We start from the raw sequence: 18,097 nt of genomic DNA, 5'->3' as shown, positions 1-18,097 counted from the left end.
TTTACTTCTAATCCTTTTAGCGGTTATCCGAATACGGGTTAGGTGGGTTGGCTCAACCCCGGCAGCCCGCCCAACGCCTGTTCGGATAGCCTCTTAAAACACGTGCACTGCTATGAAACGTGCCCTAAAAATGCACAGGGTTTGGTGCAGAATCCCTGCTAAAAAAATTGACTACCAAATCCTTAATTTCAAAAATATACAGCTACCGCCCGGTTCCGGCCGTGCGAGGCTTCCGCACGTATCCCTTACCAGTCATTTCAGCCCCTTTCTATGCCCGACGCTCCCCTCGCCGAACTCGCCGCCGTGCTGGCGGCCACCCCGCCCGCCGAGGCCCTGCCCCGCGCCCTCGCCCTGGTAGGCCCCCACCTGCGCGCCGACCGCTGCTTTCTCTACGTGCGTGACCCGGCCCAGGGCCGTGGCCGCATTGCCTTCGCGTGGTGCCTCGATGCGGCCGTGCCCGACCCGCGCCACGACTGGCAAGACGACACCGGCGACTTGCCCAAGCAAGACCCCCTGTTCCGCGCCGCGCTGGCCGCCCGGCCCTCCGTGTTCGTCGACGACGTATTCGCGGCGGGTCCCGAGGTACTCAACCAGGAATTTGAGCGCACTATCTTCGGCCACCGGGCGCTGGTGCACGCGCACCTGGTTGACCACGGCCAGCTCTGGGGCATCTTGCAGCCCTGCGTGTTTGGCCACCCGCGCCACTGGTCGGCGGCCGACCGCGCCTACCTCGATGCGGCCGTGCCGCTTTTCTTACCGGTGGTGCAGGCCTACATGCGCGGGCTCGGAAAGGTTTGAGGCATTGCCCGGCGCGGCGATAAAGCAGGGGGTGGGCGTATTTGATGCCATATTGCCGCACCTTCCACATCCATTCACATTCGCCCGCTATCCCTCATGCCTAAAATATGCTCCCTGCTGCTCCTGGCCCTTTTTTCGGTGGGGTCGCCCGTGGTTTTGCGCGCGCAAGTCAAGGCCCTTCGCTTTGGGAAGGTCGTGGATGGCCGCGGCAAGGTGTTCACCGATGCCGTGGTGCTCGTCCGCGCCGACCGCATCGTGGCCGTGGGGGCGGCTAAGGACGTGGCTATTCCCGCCGGGGCCGAAACCATCGACTTGCGGGCGTACACGGCTATTCCTGGCCTCATCGACGCGCACACGCACATGAGCTTTTATTGGGATAAAGCGCCAGGTACCACCCCTTGGGCGCAGCTGGGTACCCTGGGGCCGGCCGTGACGGTGTTTCTGGCCCAGGAAAACGCCCGCAAGGCCCTGGCCACGGGCGTTACCACCGTGCGCGACCTGGGCTCATTCGATAATATGGACTTTGCCCTGCGCGAGCTCATCAACCGGGGGGCTATGGTGGGGCCGCGTATGTTCGTGGCCGGCAATGGCTTGCATATCAGCAGCTCGCCCTACAAAGTGGGGGCCATCCCCGACGCCGGTCAGTGCGATGGCGTGGAGGCCGTGCAGCGCGTGGCCCGCCAGCAAATAGCCGCCGGGGCCGACTGGATAAAGATGTACGGCTCGACTGGCAGTGATAAAGATGTTACTGGATTTCAGACTTTTACCTACGAGGAGATGAAGGCTGCGGCCGACGTGGCCCATTTTGCCGGCAAGCGCATTGCTATTCACTCCTACGGCCCCGCCGGGGCCCGCGACGCGGTGCGGGCCGGCACCAACACGGTTGAGCACGCCATCGACATTGATGAGCCGACCCTAGCCATTATGGCGAAAAAAGGCATCATCTACGTGCCCACCGTCGAGCACAACAAGTACTATATCGCCCACCGGACCGAATTTGGCTACGACACGGCCGTGGTAAGCGCGCTGAATGGCTACGTGGCGCAAAACTTCGAAACCCTGAAGCGGGCCATTAAGGCCAAGGTGAAAATCGCGATGGGCTCCGATGCCGTCTTCACGGGCTTCGGAGAAAATACGCGCGAGCTGGCCTGGTTCGTGAAAGCCGGCATGACGCCCACCCAGGCGCTGCAAACCGCCACCACGACCGGCGCCGAAATGCTGGGCCAGGAAAAAAATCTGGGGGCCATTGCCCCCGGTTATCTGGCCGACGTGGTAGCCGTTGCGGGCGACCCGACCACCGACATCAACGTGGTGATAGACCACGTTAAATGGGTGATGAAAGCCGGCCAGATAGGCTTCGACGATACCCACCCGGCCGCCCCCGCGCCGCGCTAACTCAAGCGGGGAGGGGTGGTTGTTAGTCTCAAATCAGGGAGTGGGAAGAGCTGTTAGGCTCTGAAAAGCGCGGGCAGGCGGTATTTTGCTTTTGCTAAGCGTCAGTTATACTGCTCACAAAGTGGAATGCGAAAACGAAGTAGGGTGCGGGGCTTGCCCCCGCCCGTCGTTGAACGGTTCCGTCGGCTTCCGTTCAACGACGGGCGGGGACAAGCCCCGCACCCTACTTCGTGACGAGTATAGTCAGTAGCTCACACGGAAGCAGGCGAAAAGCCGCTCCAGCCAGCCAGTTGGGGCCGCCCTGCTGGCCGGGCACGGCGCAGCTGCTGGCTACTTGCGGGCGGGCGCCGGCAGGGCCGGGAACCGCGCCGGTGCCCGGCGGTGGTGGGTGGCCTGTTCGTAGCCATACGCGTACTTGATGAGCGTGGGCTCGTCGAACGTGCGGCCCAGAAACTGCAGGCCGGCTGGCCGGTATGCGGGGCAATGAGCTGGCTGTTATCGCCCAGGTAGCCCTTCCAATCGCCGATTTTGGCGGGCGGATTGTTCCAGGTCGGGTATACCAGGGCCCCCAGCTGCTGGCGGTCCATGGCGGCCGTCACGGCTTGGCGGAACGCGATGCGGCGCGGGTCGGTATAAGCCTCGCCGCAGCCCGCCTGGCCGGCGCTGGGCGTGGTGCCATGGGCCAGCTCATCCTGCAAATTTCCTTTGATGTAGGCCGAATACTGGCCCGAAGCCAGCACCTCGTCGATGGTGTGCACTGGCGCGGTGGGGCCCAGCGCGGCCAGGTACTGATTGATGTCGTGCTTGAATACCGCGCACCACTGGTCTTTGCTCACCTGATCAAAATTCGGAATTTCGACATCGACCACCACGGCCCCGGCGCGGCGCAAGTCGGCCACCGCCTGCTCAAACAGCGCCTTTACCTGCGGGTCGGGGTGGCGCTCGCTCAGCGTGCGCAGCACGCCGATGCGGGCCCCTTTCAGCCCGTCCCGCTGCAAAAACTGGAGGTAGCCTTTGGGCGGGATCTTGCCGGCGCCGGCGCTCGTGAGCGGGTCGGCGGGGTCGGGGCCGGTGGCCAGCACGTCGAGCAGGCGGGTAGCATCGGCCACCGAGCGGGCTATGGGCCCTCCGGTATCGTTGCGCAGGTACAGCGGTGCAATGCCGGCCCGGCTCAGCAGCCCCAGCGTGGGCCGGAACCCTACCAGGGCGTTGTGCGACGACGGCCCGCGGATAGAGTTGCCGGTGTCAGTGCCCAAGCCTGCCGTGCCCAGGCTGGCGGCCACTGCCGCCGCGGTGCCCCCGCTCGACCCCGCCGGCACGTACGCCAGGTTGTACGCGTTGCGCGTTTCGCCCGCGATGGAGCTGATGGTCACCATCGGGCTAAAGGCCCACTCGGCCATGTTGGACTTGGCCAGTACGATGGCCCCAGCGGCTTTCAGCGCCTTCACCATGGTGGCATCGGTGGTGGGCGCAAAGCCTTTGAGGGCCCGCGAGCCGGCTGTGGTTTGCAGGCCGGCCGTGTTGTAGTTGTCCTTCACTATCAGGGCAATGCAGTGCAGTGGCCGTAGCCGGCCGCTGCGGCGGTACTCGGCATCGAGCTGCCGGGCCGTGGCCAGGGCCGCCGGGTTGACGACGACGATGGAATTGAGCTTGGTGGGCTGGTCGTAGGCGGCAATGCGGGCCTGGTAGGCCTGCACCAGCTGCTCGCAGTTGCAGTCGCCCCGCTTCAGGGCTTGCTGCACGTCGGCAATCGAGGCCTCGGTTACGTCGAAGGGCGGGCGGGCGGCCTGCTGCTCACGCGGGGCTTGGTTGCAGCTACTTCCCAGCAAGGCACCCCACAGGAGCAGGCCGAAGTACAGGCCGGTTTTCAGAAAGAGTTTCATAGGCAGGCAATAACGACCTAAGCAACCGAAATTCGCTGTGGATGCCGTTTTGGGGAGTCATTTTTTGTTGGTCGTTCTGGGGAGGTAGAGCCGTTAAGTTCTAGCGCTCCGCCGCCTGGGAACCTCACCCCCTAGCCCCAGAGCTGCTAACTTCTGGGGAGCAAGTAGGTTCTATCCAATTCAACCCGGGTAAGCCTCATGGAATTAACTGCTTTTTTTGTCCAAATGACGGACCCTCGTCGTCGGCAAGGCCAACGCTACCCGTTGCCGGCCCTGCTCTAGCTCATCTTCCTGGCCACGGCCAGCGGCTACGTGGGCTACCACAAAATCAGTCAGTTCGGCTGCAGCAATGCCGCCTTCTTCACGGGCTACTTCGCCCTGGCCCACGGCCTGCCCTCGCACGTGAGCGTGCGTAAAGTGTTGCAAGCACTTGACAAAAAAGCGCTTGCGCACGCCTTTGGTCAGTGCTTCAACGCCTAGGCCGTGGCCGGCGACTGGGTGGCCGGCGATGGCCAAAGCCTGCGCTCGACGGTGCAGGCGGCCGGGCAAACCTTCATCTCGGTGGTGAGCCCCTACGCGCAGCGCACGGGCCTCACGGTGGCCCTGCAAGACTACACCGACAAGAAAACGGGCGAATTGGCCCTGTTGCGCACGCTGCTCACCGATTTCCAGGACTGGGGCCCGGTGCTGACGCTTGCCGCACTGCACGTCCAAAAAAACAGCCGCTGCCATCGTAGCCAGCGGCAATGACTACGTGCTGCAAACCAAAGATAACCAGCCTAAACTACGGGCCTATATCGTGGCCCAGCAGCAGGCCGACCCCACCCCGGCTCTGGATACGGTCTGCGTGGCCAAACGCCGCATTGGCGCCTTATGCACTTGGTGGATAAGCGTTTATTCCTGTGCCGACCCCGACCTGCAAGCCGCTTGGACTGGCTTGGCGCGGGTGGTGGTGGTCAAGACCGTGCAGCGGGACCAGCAAATGAGCCGGCAGACGCGCTACTACCTGACCAGCCTGCGTGCCACACCCGTGGCCGAGTTGGCGGCCGGCATTCGCGGGTACGGGGGCATCGAAAATAAGCCGCACCGCACCCGCGATGTGCACTTTCAGCAGGATACCAATAGCATTCGCCACCCCGTGGGGGCGGCGAACACGGCCCTTTTTAACACTTTAGTCCTGAACTATTTGCTGCTCCACGTCCACCAAGTCGTGAGCTATGCCCAACGCTACTTCGCCCAGAGTTACAAACAGTTTCTACCCCCCAACACCAGAAGTTAATAGCTCTGGGGGCCGGTGGTGAAGTTTCCCCGGTGGTGAGGTTCCCCCAGGAATTCGCCGCCTGGGGGCCCTACACCAGTTCGGCCAGCTCCAGCCAGCGCTCCTCTTTTTGGGCTAGCGCCTGCTCCACGGCTTGGAGGCGGGCACCCCAGGCGGCGAATTCCTGGGGGGTTCCGCTGCCGCCGTTCAGGTTGGCCGTGACGGCCTGCTTCTCGGTTTCGAGCTGGGCCAGGATGCCTTCGAGCTGCTCGTATTCCTTCTTCTCGGCGAAGGTGGCGCGGCGCTTGGCGAGGGCCGCTGGGGCGGGCGCGGCCACCGGCGCGGGGGCCCTCTTGGCGGCGGCGCGGGCGGCCTTAGCGGCTTTCTCCTCGGCCTCCAAAGCGGCTTCGGTTTCGCGCTCCTCCAGGTAGTCGCGGTAGTCGGTGTAGTTGCCGGGGAAGTTCAGCACGGCCCCGCCCGGCTCCAGTACGAACAGGTGCTCGGCGAGGTGGTCGAGGAAGTAGCGGTCGTGACTGACAATGAGCAGGCAGCCGGCGAAGTGCAGCAGGAAATCCTCCAGGATGTTGAGCGTAGCCAGGTCCAGGTCGTTGGTGGGCTCGTCAAGAATCAGGAAGTTGGGGTTCTTGATGAGTACGCGCAGCAGCTGAAGGCGTCGCTTCTCGCCGCCGCTCAGCTTGTTCACCAGCGTGTACTGCTGGGCCGGCGGAAACAGGAACAGGTTGAGGAACTGGCTGGCCGTGAGCACGTCGCCGTTGGCCAGCTCCACTACTTCGGCCACCTCCTTTACGATGTCAATCACCCGCTGCGAGGGGTCGAATTCCAGCTCCGTCTGGGTGTAGTAGCCAAATACGGTATTCGTGCCTACATCGATGGTGCCGGAATCGGGCGCGAGCTTGCCCGTGAGCATGTTCATAAGGGTGGACTTGCCCACGCCGTTGGGGCCCACCAAACCGATGCGGTCCTTTTTCTTGAACACGTAGCTGAAATCATCAAGCACAGTGAGGTCGCCAAATTTCTTATTGAGATGGTCGGCCTCGATGATTTTGCCGCCCTGGCGGGTGGTTTTCACGCTTAGCTCAATCTGCTGCTTGCTCAGGTTAGTGCTGGCCTTTTCCTTGGTGATATAGAAGGCGTCGATGCGGGCCTTTTGCTTGGTGCCGCGGGCCTGGGGCATCCGGCGCATCCACTCCAGCTCCTTGCGGAACAGGTTGCGGGCCTTCTCCACTTCGGTGGCTTCGCGCATCTCACGGTCGGCCTTTTTCTCCACGAAGTAGGCGTAATTACCCTGGTAGCGGTACATGGTGCCCTTGTCCAGCTCCACGATTTCGTTGGCCACCTTGTCGAGGAAGTAGCGGTCGTGGGTCACCATCAGCAGCGTGAGGGTGGGGGAGGAAAGCCGGTTCTCCAGCCACTCAATCGTGCTCAAGTCCAGGTGGTTGGTGGGCTCGTCAAGGAGCAGTACATCCGGCTCTTCAATCAGCACCCGGGCAAGGGCCACGCGCTTGCGCTGCCCGCCCGAAAGTTTGCTCACGTTGCGCGTCAGCAGCTCGCCCAGGATGCCCAGCCGGCCCAGAATCTGCTGCACCTGGGCCTCGTAGTCCCAGGCGTTCAGCGCGTCCATGCGCTCCAGCACCCGCTGCAAGTCATCGGCCTTGTGGTCGGCGTCGTTGATGACGTGCTCGTATTCCTTGATGGCCTTGAGCGTGTCGTTCTGGCTGGCGAAGATGGTTTCCTCCACGCTCAGGCTTTCATCGAACACCGGCTGCTGGCCCAGGTACGTCACGCGGATGCCCTTGCGGGTGCTCACCAGGCCGGTATCGGGCGTCTCCAGGCCGGCCAGAATGCGTAGCAGCGTGGTTTTGCCGGTGCCGTTGATGCCCACAAAGGCCACGCGCTGGCCCTGCTGCAAGCCAAAGTTCAGGTCCTTAAACAGCCAGCGGTCGGCGTAATTTTTCGAGATATTCTCGGCAGATAACAGATTCATAGGCCGCAAAGGTACGGCCGGGGCGGGCGGGGTTAGGTAGCCAGAACTAATTCTGCCGATAGCTGAGAATTAGCACAGTAGTTTTGAATTCTCCCTTTTCCTCCTTTGAATGAGAACAATCAAACAGCGTAGATATGATATTCTTGCCTCCAACGCTTTGTTTTTGCAATCTGCATTTAGTATTGTAGGCAATATTATGATGGGGAGTTTTATTACCAAGGATGGCTCTTGGGGTTACGCGCCTTTCACGCAAGCGCAATTCGTGTTCGCCTATTTACTGAGCGTACTTCTTGTACTCGGATGTGCATACTGTGTCAGAAAAGGATATTTGTGGGCCAAGTTGCTAGAAGTTGGATTGTTCCTATTTATTACATTAAGTATCGCTTCTAACTTCAAAACCATGTCTATCTTGAATATTCATAGTTTTTGGGAAGGGGTTACTGCTATTTCGCAACTCGTTCTGAACACTATGGGCGTTGTTTTTATAATTATTAGTTTGAAAATTCAGACTGAAGTCACCACTCGAGTAGTAAAATAAACTTGGTATTCATATAGGTATTATTTCTATTTATTTACCCTATAATTCTCTATAGTCCGCTCTTTTAGCAACTACCGACGCCACCCGTCGCGGCGGTTGCTAAGGCTGATGCGGATAATACCCCTTGTATTCTCCGCATAACCTGCGGAGAATAGCCATTTGCATAGACTTCCCGAGTGTCCCGACTTCACCCGGCAGCCCAGCAACTGGCGCCGCTGCTAGGGCCCTGCGGCTTCAGCAAGGGCGCGTGCCGAAGCAAATGGACTAGCTAACGCAAGGCCCGTAATAGCCAAAAACCTGTGCCTATTTTAATTGCTGATTGCGGACGTGGGGGACGGCTACATAGTCCAGTTGCAGATAACCAAACCCATCGCGGAGAAGCCTGACCGGGGCCCTAAGTGGTCCTAGCGGTTACCGGGCAGCGGGCGAAAAGCCGGCCGCCCGGGCTGGTGCGCTAATTTTACGCACTCCCGTGCCCGCCCCCGAACCCCGCAAAATTATTCACCTCGACATGGACGCGTTCTACGCCTCCGTGGAGCAGCGCGACGACCCGGCGCTGCGCGGGCGGCCCGTGGCCGTGGGCGGGGCCCGCGAGCGGGGCGTGGTGATGGCCGCCAGCTACGAGGCCCGGCAGTTTGGGGTGCGCTCGGCCATGCCGGCGGTAGTGGCGCGGCGCAAGTGCCCCGCGCTGCTGTTCGTGCCGCCGCGCTTCGAGGTGTACAAGGAAGTGTCGCGGCAAATCCACGCCATTTTCGCCGAGTACACGCCGCTAATTGAGCCGCTCTCGCTCGACGAGGCCTACCTCGACGTGACGGAGAACCTGCAAAACGAGCCGCTGGCCACGCGCATCGCGGCGGAAATCCGGGCCCGCATTTTCGAGAAAACCGGGCTGACGGCCTCGGCGGGCATTTCCTATAACAAGTTCTTGGCTAAGCTGGCCTCCGATTACCGCAAGCCCAACGGACAGTTTGTGATTCGGCCGCACCAGGGCCCCGGGTTTGTGGAAGGGCTGGCGGTGGGGCAGTTCCACGGCATCGGGGCGGCCACGGCGGCGCGGCTCAACGGGCTGGGCATCTTCACCGGGGCCGACCTGCGGGCCCAGCCCGAGGCGCTGCTGCGCCAGCACTTCGGCAAGGCCGGCGGCTACTACTACGCCATTGCCCGGGCCGAAGACCACCGCCCCGTGGTAGCCGACCGCCCGCGCAAATCGGTGGGCGCGGAAACTACGTTTAAGCACGACCGGCGCGAATTTGACGAGCTGGCCGCCGGCCTGGGGCCCTGCATTGCCAAGGTGTGGGCCCACTGCGAGCGCGCCGGCCTGCTGGGCCGCACTGCCACGCTGAAAGTGAAGTACGCCGACTTCCAGCAGATTACCCGCAGCCGCAGCCTGGTGGGCCCCGTGGCCAGCCCCGAGCAGCTAACGGCCATCAGCCACGACTTGCTGCGGGCGCTGCTGCCCGTGCCGCAGGGCGTGCGCCTGGTGGGAGTGTCACTCTCCAACCTCGTGCCCGCGGTGGAAGCCGTGGGTCAGCAGCTAGCCCTGGGGCTGTAGGGCCCCGCCGCCCGGCTGCCGCCAGCAGCGGGGCCGACGGCTGGCCAATGCCGGGGCCCTAAAAAAAACGCCCGCCGCGAGGTTTTAACGAGTTTGGGATTGGGGCCGTATATACAGTGTTCTTAAATAAATCCTTTTCAATACCATGGCCCAGCCCATTAATTCCGCGCCTGCCGACCAGGCCAAAAACTTGCTCGACCAAGCCCAGCACGCCCTCACCGATGGCCCAGTGGCCGACCTGCTCGACAAAGTGCCTGCTTCCCTCAAAGAAGCCAGCGACAAAACCATTAGCGGCTTCAATTCGCTCAGTACCACCCAGAAAATAGTGGGCGGCGCCCTGGTGGCGCTGGGCCTGACTTACCTGGTGGTGCCCAAGGAAAAAGGCAAAGCCAAGCGCAAAGCCGCCGCCCTCGACGAGCTGCTGCTGTTCGTGAATGACCGCATCGAGGGTTACAAGCGCGCCGTGGCCGAAACTAAGGACGGCGATTTGCGCAGTTACTACGAACTGCTGGTGGCCCAGAGCCAACAGTTTGCCAGCACCCTGAACAGCTACTTAACCAAGCTGGGTGGCGAGCGCGAAACCGGCACCACGCTCAAAGGCAAGCTCTACCGCAAGCTGATGGATGCCCAAGCTGCCGTAACCGGCCACGACGAAAAGGCCATTCTGGCTGCCAACGTGTTTGGCGAGCGCTGGGCCATCCGGGCCTACAAAAAGGCGCTGCGCCGCAAAGCCCTCAAAGGCGAAATGCGCGACGCCGTGAAAAAGCAGTTCGGCCAGTCGAAGAAAACCTACAAGCACCTCAAGCAGCTGACGGCGCAGCAGCGCTAGTTGGCTTGACATGAAAAAGCCCCCGGCGCGACCATTATAGTGGTTGCACCGGGGGCTTTTTCAGTCTAGCCGAGGCTATTTATGAAGTCTATTGAACGTCATGCTGAACGTAGTGAAGCATCTCTACCGCTCCGTTGAACGGCTCCTGCGAAGCGGTAGAGATGCTTCACTGCGTTCAGCATGACGTTCTGGCTATTTCCGACGGCTTCCTAAATAGCTTCAGTACAAAGGCCCGGGGCCCATTTCGGCTCAGCCTTCGGCGCGCAGCACTTCCAGCGGCGGGCGGGTCAGCACGTCGCGGCTGTTGAAGAGGCCGATGGCTGCCGTGAGGCCCGCTACGCCCCCTGCTAATACCAACAGCGGCAGCAGGTTGGGGGTGTAGGGCGAATCGAATACCCACACCGCCAGGGCCCAGGCCGCCAGCACCGACAGCATGATGCCGGCCAGTGACGCCAGCAGCCCCAGCAGCGCGTATTCGACCAGCGTGATGCGCAAAATCTGGCGGCGGCTGGCCCCCAGCGTGCGCAGCAGCACGCTTTCGCGCACGCGCTGGTAGCGGCTCACCACCACCGAGCTGGCCAGTACCAGCAGGCCGGTGGCAATGCTAAAGCCCGCCATGAAGCGCACCACGAACGAAATCTTACTCAGAATGTCGTCCACGGTTTGCAGAATCAGCCCCAGATCGAGGGCCGAAACGTTGGGAAACTGCCGCACCAGGGCCTGCTGCACCGCGCCTAGTGCCGCCGTGTTGGGCGTGCGCGTGAGGATGACGTGGAACTGTGGGGCCCCCTCCAGCACGCCTTTGGGGAAGAGCACCAGGAAGTTGGTTTGCACCCGGCTCCAGTCCACCTCGCGGGTGCCACCCACGATGGCCACCAGCGGGGCCCCCTGCACATTGAAGGTGAGCGTGTCGCCGAGTTTGAGCTTGGCGCGCTCGAAGTAGGAATTATCCACTGACACGTAGGGCGTGCCGTCAGGGCCCCGGCGGGGGAGGGTGCCGGCGGTCAGCTTCTCGCTGGGGCTCAGCGTGTCGCGGTACGTCACGCGGTACTCGCGCGATAGAATCCAGGCCGGGATGCCCTTGCCGCCGGCGGTGTCCCGCTTCAGTTCCGTGACGGTGCGGCGGTTGATAGCCGAGAGGCGCATCGTGACGATGGGCACGCGCTGCACGATGGGCAGGCCGCGCTGCGTGAGCAGAGCCTCCACGCCGGCGCGCTGCTCGGGCTGGATGTCGTAGAGCACCAGGTTGGGCTGTTTGCCCGCGTCGGCGGTGGCCACGCGGCTGAGCAGCAGGCCCTGGGTGAGGTAGAGCGTAGCTAGCAGGAAGGTACCCAGGCCGATGGAGATAATCAGGGTAAGCGTCTGGTTTTGGGGGCGGTATAAGTTAGCCAGACCCTGGCGCCACACGTAGCCCCAGCCGCCGGGAAAGTAGCGGCGCACGGCCCACGTCAGGGCCCAGCCCAGGCCGGCCAGGGCCCCCAGCGCCGCCGCCAGCCCCGCGCCGAAGCCCAGGGCCAGCTTCCACTCGTGGGTTTGCAGGTAAGCAAAGCCCAGAATGCCCAGCGCCAGTACGCCCAGCACCAGCCCGCGCAGCGGGTCGGGCGCGGCCGTGTCGGCCTCGAAGGCGGCGCGCAGCACCCGTAGCGGCGCCACCCGCCGGATGCTTAGCAGCGGCAGCAGCGCAAAGAGCACCGCCAGCCCCAGCCCCGCGCCCACGCCGGTGGCAATGGCCGGCCACGATACGCCCACGCGCACCGCCACCGGCAGAAAATCGCCGAGTACCCGTGGCAAAACCGCCTGCACCCCGGCCCCCAACGCGGCCCCAATCAGGGCCCCCAGCAGGCCCAGCCCGGCCGTCTGAATCAGGTAGATGAGCAGCGCCTGGCGGCCGCTGGCGCCCAGGCAGCGCAGCACGGCCACGGCGGCCAGCTTCTCGCGCACGTACAAACTCACGGTGCTGGCTACGCCCACGCAGCCCAGTAGCAGCGCCACGAAGGCCACCAAACTCAAGTAGCGCGTGAGGTCGTGGAAGGCTCGGCCGGTGCGCTGTTGCCGGCTGGCTACGGTGTCGGTGTCGATGTTGGCCCGGTCGAAACGGGTTTCGAAGGGCTTGATGAGGGCCGCCACGTCGGTGCCCGGCGCGAAGCGAAAGTACTGCCGGTACTGCACCCGGCTGCCGCGCTGCACCAGCCCGGTGGCCGCCACCTGGGCCCCCGGCACGAACACCGTGGGGGCCACTGCGCTGCCCAGGCCCGACTGCCCCGGCGTGTGCAGCACCTTCCCGATGATGAGCAGGCTGAGCCGTCCCACCCGCACCGAGTCGCCTACCCGGGCCCCGAACTGGCTGAGCAGCACGTCATCTACCAGGGCCCCGCAGCCGGCCCGAAAGGCCGCTACGGCCGCGCGCGGCTGCACATCCCAGTCGCCGTAATAAGGAAAGCCACCCGTGATGCCGCGCACCTGCGCCAGCCGCACGCCCTGCACCCGCGGGAACTGCACCAGCGAGCCAAACGCCCGCTCCTGCGCCTGCACCGGGCTTAGCCGCCGCAGCGCCGGCACCAAAGTCGAATCAAACGGTTGGTTGCTCGATAGCACCAAGTCAGCGCCCACCAGCTCGCGCGCCTGCTCGTTGATGCTGCGCGCCAGGTTGTCGCCAAACGAGTTGATGCCCACCAGCGCCGCAATGCCCAGCGCCACACCGGCCACAAACAGCAGTAGCCGGCCCCGGCCGCGGCGGCTGTCGCGCCAGGCCATGCGCAGTAGCCAGCCCCAGCCGGCCGTGCCTTCCGTCGTGGGGGGGCTATGCACGGGCCTGGACGCTAACGGGTTGGTTGCGCACATCGTCCTGCACGGTGCCGCCGCGCACGCGCAGCGTACGCTGGGTGCGGGCGGCCAACTCTAGGTCGTGGGTCACAAGTACGAGCGTGGTGCCGGCCTCGCGGTTCAGCTCGAAAAGCAGGTCTACCACCGTGTCGCTGGTATCAGGGTCGAGGTTGCCGGTGGGCTCGTCGGCGAAGAGCAGGGCCGGGCGGTTGGCAAAGGCGCGGGCCAGGCTCACGCGTTGCTGCTCGCCGCCCGAAAGCTGGGCCGGGTAGTGGTGGGCGCGCTTGCCCAGGCCCACGCGCTCCAGCAGAGCCCGGGCCGAAGCGGCGCTGCCTTTTTCGCCGCGCAGCTCCTGCGGCACCTGCACGTTTTCGAGGGCCGTGAGGGTGGGCAGCAGCTGGAAGTTCTGGAAAATGAAACCCACATGCTGGTTGCGCACGGCGGCGCGCTGGTCCTCGCTCAGGTTATCCAGCAGAATGCCGTTGAGCCACACGCTGCCCGAAGTGGCGCGGTCGAGACCGGCGCACAGGCCCAGCAGCGTGGTTTTGCCCGAGCCCGAGGGCCCCACGATGGCGAACGTGTCGCCCGCGGTCAGCGCAAAGCTGACGCCGTGCAGCACTGTGAGCGGCGCGCCCTCGGTGCTGGGGTACGACTTGGTGAGGTTTTCGACTTTAAGAATGCTCATTAGTAACGAATTGCGAAGTAGGGAAGGGCCCCGGGGGCCTAACCAGGGTAGACGTGGAAGCGAGGCGGATATTTGAGCAACAGGTTTGGGTTCACACAAGGCCACTCGTGCTGCCAATAGGCCATCGTACAGAAATAGAACGTCATGCAGGGCGCAGCGAAGCATCTCTACTGCGGCAGTAACTATGGTTAGTTGAGCAGTAGAGATGCTTCGCTGCGCCCTGCATGACGTTCTATCTTTTTTACAGCCAGCGTCAGCATAACGGCCGGGGCCCCCGCATCGTTTGAGGATCGGCGCAAACTTTCGTCCCACGCGCCGCCTTTCGCCCCAAACCTTTGCCATGAAACTGCCGCTCCCGCTGGTTGCCGCGCTGCTCGCCTTCGGGCTGGGCGCGTGCAACTCCAATTCGCCCGCCGAAAAAACGTCTGCCGCCGCCGCAGGGCCCCCCGCTGTGGCGCCCGTGCCCGACACCAAAAAGCGCATCCTCTTCTTCGGCAACAGCATCACCGCCGGCCTGGGCGTCGACCCCGAAGAAGCCTTCCCCGCCCTGATTGGCCAGAAACTGGACTCCGCCAAGCTGAATTACGAAACCATCAACGCCGGCCTGAGCGGCGAAACCACCGCCGGCGGCCGCAGCCGCGTGGGCTGGGTGCTGCGTCAGCCGGTGGCCGTGTTTGTGCTGGAGCTGGGCGGCAACGACGGCCTGCGCGGCATCTCCGTTAGCTCCACTCGCGCGAACCTGCAAGGCATTATCGATACGGTGCGGCGCCGCAGCCCCGGGGCCCAAATTGTGCTGGCTGGCATGCAAATTCCGCCCAACCTGGGCCAGTCGTACACCACTGATTTTAAGAATCTCTACCAGGAAATCGCTGACAAGAACAAGGTGGCGCTCATTCCATTCCTGCTCGTGGGCGTGGGCGGCGACCCGAAGCTTAACCAGAAAGACGGCATCCACCCCACGCCGGCCGGGCACCGCATCGTGGCCCGCACGGTGTGGCACACGTTGCAACCGCTGCTGAAATAACGCCGGCCATGACCATCCCCGTCCTCGAAACCGAGCAGCTGCGGCTGCGCGGCCACTGCCCGGCCGACCTGGCGCCGTTCGTGGCCATGTGGCAGGAGCCGGCGTTTTACCGCTACCTCGCCGGCCGGCCTTTGCCCGAGGAAGAGGTATGGACCAAAATGCTGCGCCACCTTGGCGTGTGGGCCCTGTACGGCTACGGATACTGGGCCGTGGAGGAAAAAGCCACCGGCCAATTCATTGGCAACGTGGGCTTTGGCGAGTGGCAGCGCGCCATCGCGCCCTCCATAAAAGGCTGGCCGGAAATGGGTTGGGTGCTGGCCCCGCACGTCCACGGCCGCGGCTATGCCACCGAGGCCACTCAGGCCGCCCTGGCCTGGGGTGATGCCCACCTGCCCACCCCGCGCACCGTGTGCCTCATTGACGAGGACAACGCGCCATCGCGGGGCTTGGCGGCCAAGCTGGGCTACCAGGAGTTTGGCCGGGCCGCCTACCACGGGTGCGACGTGCTACTGCTGGAGCGGCTGGCTGTCAAAGCTGTTTAAATCACCCGCAGGCCGTCCGCGTTCACTTCGTCGCGCAGCAGTTCCAGGTGGCGGTAGGCGAGGGGGCGGCCGGCGTCGGTGCTGAGGTCGGGCAAGGGGGCCCGGGCAGCGTCGAGTGTGAGTTGGGTGAACTTATGGGCTCCCAAGTAGATGGCTACGGCCCGGCCCCGGCTCGGGTCGTGGGCCGCTAAAGCGTTGTTAATCTCAACCAAAACGGTGCTCATAACGGGCAAACGGGCAAGAAATGGAGGCGGCAAGGTAGGGCCCAGCCCGGCGAAAACAAGCAGCTTGCCGCCGCCGCGCCTAGCCGCGCCCGCTACCTTTGCCTCATGACCCCACCCGCCGCTCCCGACCCCGCCGCCCAGCCCATTGGCGTTTTCGACTCCGGCATCGGGGGCCTCACCGTGGCCCGCGCCGTGGCCCTACGCCTGCCCCATGAGCGGCTGGTGTACTTCGGCGATACGGCCCACCTGCCCTACGGCGAGAAAAGCACTGCCGCCATCCAGGCCTACGCCGTCAAAATCTGCGATGTGCTGCTGCGCCAGCACTGTAAGCTTATCCTCATTGCCTGTAATTCGGCTTCGGCCGCGGCCTACGAGCTGGTGCGCGAGTACGTGGGGTCTAAAGCCCTGGTGGTGGGCATGATTGACCCCGTGGTGCAGCACGTGGGTCGCCACTACGCCGGCCGGCCGGTGGGCCTCATCGGCACCAAGCAAACGGTGGGCTCCAACATCTACCGCAAAAAAATCGACCAGCTCGACCGCGGCGTGGACCTGCACGCGCTGGCTACCCCGCTGCTCGTGCCCATGATTGAGGAAGGCTTTTTCGCGGGCCGCGTATCGGAGGAAATCATCCGCGCCTACCTTGACCACCCGGCCCTGCAAGGTATTGATGCCCTGCTGCTGGCCTGCACCCACTTCCCCCTCATTAAGCCCCAAATCGACGCTTACTACCAGGGCCGCGTGGCCGTACTCGACCCCTCCGACGTGGTGGCCGCCACCGTGGCCGAGGCCCTGGGGGCCCGCCAGCTGCTGGCCGCGCCGGCCGCCGGGGCCCCACCGGCCCACCACTTCTACGTGTCCGATTTCACCCGCTCGTTCGAGGAAAGCACCCGCATCTTCTTCGGCCAGGAAGTGCAGCTCGAACACTACCCGCTCTGGGAGTAGCGGCGGCCGTCCGCTTGGTGCAAAATAGGGGTCCGCGCCCCTTTGTCATCAGGTGGACACTCTATTTTGCTCGTTAGGAAATCCACAGCATCTCGGCGTGTTTGATGCGCCATTTGCCGGCTACTCTGTGGACTACTAATAATTCGCCCAGGCCGCATTTGCTGCCGCAGAACCAGTCGTAGCTCACCAGGGCCTGGGTTTTGTCCGCGCTGAAAACGATGTTGGAAAAGCGAATACGCCCGAATTGGTGGGCGTCCTGTTCGCTAGCGTATTCGTGGGGTGCCCTCGGGACGGCGTAGGCTATTTTGGCAGTGCAGAGTTGGAAATCTGCCGGTGTCATTACCGCCTGGAGGGTATTTAATTGGGCTGCGGTAGCGGCCTCGTGCCGGGGGACGACCTGGGCTAGCAACGTATTGACTTTTGTCACGGAAAGCCCATCCATTGCATCTGGGTCTATTTTTAAATTAATGGACCCGGCAAATGAACTGCGCGAAACCGTGTCTAGATAAATAGTTTTGAAGCGCGATTTGCGGTTGAACAACTGGTTCTGGTAGCGGACTTCCAAGCGCTCTATTCCCGGAATACTTACGCTGGCTACGGCCATTTTATCAATTGCTTCGCTAGCGTCTTTTACCAGGTAATAATTGTAGAAATGATGCTCGATTAATTCAGTAAGGATTTGATTGTAGAGGAGTTTTTGCGGATTGGTGTGCGTGCAAGGACACTCTTTGAACTCCGGCTCCGGGAGTGTGGCGCAAAACGATAACGGTAGCAGCAACAGTAGTAGAAATAATTGTTTCATAAGTGGTGGCGCTGGGCAACGTGAGGCACCGCGGGGTGAACCTAGCGACTGGTTTGGGAGCATAAGCTACCGCGCAATTCGCACAAGCGCGGGGGGGCCGGGCAATGCGCCCGGGGCCCCGGCTGCAATACCCAGCTGGTCTAACGCCAGGAATCAGTCTCCCCTCCCTATCGGAGCTAGTGGCTAGGGGGCGGGGTTTCCCTCTACGACCAGCGCCTCCAGCAAGTGGCCCAGGCAATGTACGACTTGGGCCCCCGGCGCGTGCTGGACCTGGGCTGTGGCGAAGGCAAGCTGCTGCGCCTGCTCCTGCCAGCCCAAAATCGAGTACCTTCTCGGCATGGTCGTGTCGCACCAGGCGCTGAGCCGCGCCGCGGCCCGCCTGCACCTGGCCGAAATGCCCCCGCGCCAGCGCGCCCGCCTCGACCTTATTCAGGGCTCGCTGCTCTACCGCGACGAGCGCCTCGCCGGCTTCGACGCGGCGGCGCTGGTCGAAGTCATCGAGCACCTCGACGCCAACCGCCTGGGGGCCCTGGAAACCGTGGTGTTCGGCCAGGCCCGCCCGGCGCACGTCTTCGTCACCACCCCCAACGCCGACTACAACCAACTCTACGAAACGCTCAACGCCGGCGAATTCCGCCACACCGACCACCGCTTCGAATGGTCCCGCGCCGAGTTCGCCGCCTGGGCCACCGCCGTAGCCGAGCGGCACGGCTACCAAGTGCAGCTGGTGGGCATGGGCGAGGAAGCGGAAGGCGTAGGGCCCCCGTCGCAGATGGCGGTGTTCAGCAATATTTAAA

Annotated in this window: 19 protein-coding genes; 12 read left to right on the top strand and 7 right to left on the bottom strand. The window is 63.3% G+C overall.

Going from position 1 to position 18,097, the window contains the following annotated elements:
* The first annotated feature begins 270 nt into the window (after window positions 1-270).
* Both DDQ68_RS08310 and DDQ68_RS08305 read left to right on the top strand, forming a co-directional pair.
* Window positions 271-798: a GAF domain-containing protein gene (locus DDQ68_RS08310; protein WP_109655877.1), complete on the top strand. Its 528-nt coding sequence runs from the start codon at window positions 271-273 to the stop codon at window positions 796-798.
* A 96-nt stretch (window positions 799-894) separates the two neighbouring features.
* Complete coding sequence (locus DDQ68_RS08305) at window positions 895-2,193, top strand: metal-dependent hydrolase family protein (protein WP_109655876.1); 1,299 nt, start codon at window positions 895-897, stop codon at window positions 2,191-2,193.
* Window positions 2,194-2,444: 251 nt separating this feature from the next.
* Here the strand turns inward: DDQ68_RS08305 and DDQ68_RS08300 are convergent, their stop codons facing one another.
* On the bottom strand, window positions 2,445-4,076 hold the full coding sequence (locus tag DDQ68_RS08300) for an amidase (protein WP_245897381.1): 1,632 nt from the start codon (window positions 4,074-4,076) through the stop codon (window positions 2,445-2,447).
* Between the two features lie 312 nt (window positions 4,077-4,388).
* Here DDQ68_RS08300 and DDQ68_RS08295 point away from each other — a divergent pair, with 312 nt between their 5' ends.
* The 3 genes from DDQ68_RS08295 to DDQ68_RS08285 are packed head-to-tail and all read left to right on the top strand — an operon-like array spanning window position 4,389 to window position 5,355.
* On the top strand, window positions 4,389-4,556 hold the full coding sequence (locus DDQ68_RS08295) for a transposase family protein (protein ID WP_162549943.1): 168 nt from the start codon (window positions 4,389-4,391) through the stop codon (window positions 4,554-4,556).
* A 3-nt stretch (window positions 4,557-4,559) separates the two neighbouring features.
* Window positions 4,560-4,826: a hypothetical protein gene (locus DDQ68_RS08290; RefSeq protein ID WP_109655874.1), complete on the top strand. Its 267-nt coding sequence runs from the start codon at window positions 4,560-4,562 to the stop codon at window positions 4,824-4,826.
* A 4-nt stretch (window positions 4,827-4,830) separates the two neighbouring features.
* A complete protein-coding gene (locus tag DDQ68_RS08285; protein WP_245897380.1) occupies window positions 4,831-5,355 on the top strand; it encodes a hypothetical protein in 525 nt (174 codons plus the stop codon).
* A 70-nt stretch (window positions 5,356-5,425) separates the two neighbouring features.
* Here DDQ68_RS08285 and DDQ68_RS08280 read toward each other — a convergent pair whose 3' ends face one another.
* Window positions 5,426-7,339 carry an ABC-F family ATP-binding cassette domain-containing protein gene (locus DDQ68_RS08280; protein ID WP_109655872.1) on the bottom strand — a complete coding sequence of 638 codons (1,914 nt, stop codon included), beginning with the start codon at window positions 7,337-7,339 and terminating at the stop codon, window positions 5,426-5,428.
* 109 nt (window positions 7,340-7,448) lie between these two features.
* Here DDQ68_RS08280 and DDQ68_RS08275 point away from each other — a divergent pair, with 109 nt between their 5' ends.
* From DDQ68_RS08275 to DDQ68_RS08265, 3 genes are all read left to right on the top strand, one after another.
* Complete coding sequence (locus tag DDQ68_RS08275) at window positions 7,449-7,877, top strand: hypothetical protein (protein ID WP_162549942.1); 429 nt, start codon at window positions 7,449-7,451, stop codon at window positions 7,875-7,877.
* A 511-nt stretch (window positions 7,878-8,388) separates the two neighbouring features.
* A complete protein-coding gene (dinB, locus tag DDQ68_RS08270) occupies window positions 8,389-9,429 on the top strand; it encodes a DNA polymerase IV (RefSeq protein WP_109658367.1) in 1,041 nt (346 codons plus the stop codon).
* 145 nt (window positions 9,430-9,574) lie between these two features.
* Window positions 9,575-10,258 carry a PA2169 family four-helix-bundle protein gene (locus DDQ68_RS08265; RefSeq protein ID WP_109655870.1) on the top strand — a complete coding sequence of 228 codons (684 nt, stop codon included), beginning with the start codon at window positions 9,575-9,577 and terminating at the stop codon, window positions 10,256-10,258.
* Between the two features lie 249 nt (window positions 10,259-10,507).
* Here the strand turns inward: DDQ68_RS08265 and DDQ68_RS08260 are convergent, their stop codons facing one another.
* Complete coding sequence (locus tag DDQ68_RS08260; protein ID WP_342767445.1) at window positions 10,508-13,066, bottom strand: ABC transporter permease; 2,559 nt, start codon at window positions 13,064-13,066, stop codon at window positions 10,508-10,510.
* The gene (locus DDQ68_RS08255; protein ID WP_109655869.1) at window positions 13,059-13,766 is read right to left on the bottom strand and encodes an ABC transporter ATP-binding protein; all 708 of its coding nucleotides are present in this window, start codon (window positions 13,764-13,766) and stop codon (window positions 13,059-13,061) included. The genes DDQ68_RS08260 and DDQ68_RS08255 overlap by 8 nt, the downstream gene beginning before the upstream one ends.
* Window positions 13,767-14,106: 340 nt before the next feature.
* Between DDQ68_RS08255 and DDQ68_RS08250 the strand changes: the two genes are divergently transcribed.
* Together DDQ68_RS08250 and DDQ68_RS08245 are read left to right on the top strand one after the other, a co-directional pair.
* A complete protein-coding gene (locus tag DDQ68_RS08250) occupies window positions 14,107-14,790 on the top strand; it encodes an arylesterase (RefSeq protein WP_109655868.1) in 684 nt (227 codons plus the stop codon).
* Window positions 14,791-14,798: 8 nt separating this feature from the next.
* The gene (locus tag DDQ68_RS08245) at window positions 14,799-15,332 is read left to right on the top strand and encodes a GNAT family N-acetyltransferase (protein WP_109655867.1); all 534 of its coding nucleotides are present in this window, start codon (window positions 14,799-14,801) and stop codon (window positions 15,330-15,332) included.
* On the opposite strand, the gene DDQ68_RS08240 is transcribed toward DDQ68_RS08245, so the two are convergent.
* Window positions 15,329-15,556 carry a hypothetical protein gene (locus DDQ68_RS08240; protein ID WP_109655866.1) on the bottom strand — a complete coding sequence of 76 codons (228 nt, stop codon included), beginning with the start codon at window positions 15,554-15,556 and terminating at the stop codon, window positions 15,329-15,331. The genes DDQ68_RS08245 and DDQ68_RS08240 overlap by 4 nt on opposite strands.
* 105 nt (window positions 15,557-15,661) lie before the next feature.
* On the opposite strand from DDQ68_RS08240, the gene murI reads away from it, so the two are divergent.
* Complete coding sequence (gene murI, locus DDQ68_RS08235) at window positions 15,662-16,498, top strand: glutamate racemase (protein ID WP_109655865.1); 837 nt, start codon at window positions 15,662-15,664, stop codon at window positions 16,496-16,498.
* 73 nt (window positions 16,499-16,571) lie between these two features.
* On the opposite strand, the gene DDQ68_RS08230 is transcribed toward murI, so the two are convergent.
* Together DDQ68_RS08230 and DDQ68_RS23440 are read right to left on the bottom strand one after the other, a co-directional pair.
* Window positions 16,572-17,300 carry a hypothetical protein gene (locus tag DDQ68_RS08230; RefSeq protein ID WP_162549941.1) on the bottom strand — a complete coding sequence of 243 codons (729 nt, stop codon included), beginning with the start codon at window positions 17,298-17,300 and terminating at the stop codon, window positions 16,572-16,574.
* A 183-nt stretch (window positions 17,301-17,483) separates the two neighbouring features.
* Window positions 17,484-17,639 carry a hypothetical protein gene (locus DDQ68_RS23440; protein WP_211320248.1) on the bottom strand — a complete coding sequence of 52 codons (156 nt, stop codon included), beginning with the start codon at window positions 17,637-17,639 and terminating at the stop codon, window positions 17,484-17,486.
* Between DDQ68_RS23440 and DDQ68_RS08225 the strand changes: the two genes are divergently transcribed.
* A complete protein-coding gene (locus DDQ68_RS08225; protein ID WP_211320247.1) occupies window positions 17,638-18,096 on the top strand; it encodes a hypothetical protein in 459 nt (152 codons plus the stop codon). The genes DDQ68_RS23440 and DDQ68_RS08225 overlap by 2 nt on opposite strands.
* Window position 18,097 lies beyond the last annotated feature (1 nt).

Source organism: Hymenobacter nivis (assembly GCF_003149515.1).
Classification (GTDB): domain Bacteria; phylum Bacteroidota; class Bacteroidia; order Cytophagales; family Hymenobacteraceae; genus Hymenobacter; species Hymenobacter nivis.
Note: the sequence above shows the minus strand (reverse complement) of the source record. Positions and strands in the feature narration are given on the sequence as shown.